Consider the following 710-nt stretch of genomic DNA (forward strand, 5'->3'; position numbering starts at 1 on the left):
TAAAATCAAGCGTTCTTGAACAACGCATAATAACCACAAAAACAAAGCTTCTCAAACGTCCAGCAGCTTATCCTGAAATTCTTGCAACATCCTCAGAAAAAGCATTCGGTTTGGAAGAATTGCGTGCTGCCATTTTGCAAACGATCGCAGTGTAAAACACCTTGCTGTTATTAAGGGTTTATTAAACCTAATTTTCAGCTTCTGCTAATAAGCTTGTACTTCCAGTAAAGCATCTTTATAAAAATTCTTATTACTTGAAAGAATTCTTATCAACTCTATTTGAAAGTGTAGATTATGCTGACACTTTTCCATTCCCCGCTCTCTTCTGCCTCCCGCTTTATACGTCTTATTCTTGGAGAATATAGTATAAACACTCAGCTCATTGAAGAACATGAATGGGCCAGAAGACACGAATTTCTCGCTCTTAATCCAGCTGGAAATGTTCCCGTTCTTCTTACTGAACAAGAAGTTCCATTATCAGGAGCTATTGTTATCTACGAATATTTAGATGAAACACATGGAAGTTTGCGACAAGAGAAAAAATTCTTTCCGGAAAATCCTTTAGACCGTGCCGAGGTACGTCGTCTCAATGATTGGTTTTTAAATAAGTTTGAAAATGAAGCTACGCGCCATATCGTACGAGAACGAATCTATAAACGTGAAATGCCGTTAGCCATTGGCGGAGGTGCACCTAATTCACAAATTTTGCG

Annotated in this window: 1 protein-coding gene and 1 pseudogene; both read left to right on the plus strand. The window is 38.2% G+C overall.

Translation table 11 applies throughout. From position 1 onward, the window contains the following. A pseudogene (locus tag ACFINZ_RS10865) lies at window positions 1-155 on the plus strand (YihA family ribosome biogenesis GTP-binding protein); the annotation flags it as partial. Window positions 156-294: 139 nt separating this feature from the next. Next, a partial coding sequence (locus ACFINZ_RS10870) for a glutathione S-transferase family protein (RefSeq protein WP_375701523.1) occupies window positions 295-710 on the plus strand: 416 nt, incomplete at its 3' end.

Source organism: Bartonella sp. AA81SXKL (genome assembly GCF_042196945.1).
Lineage (GTDB): Bacteria > Pseudomonadota > Alphaproteobacteria > Rhizobiales > Rhizobiaceae > Bartonella.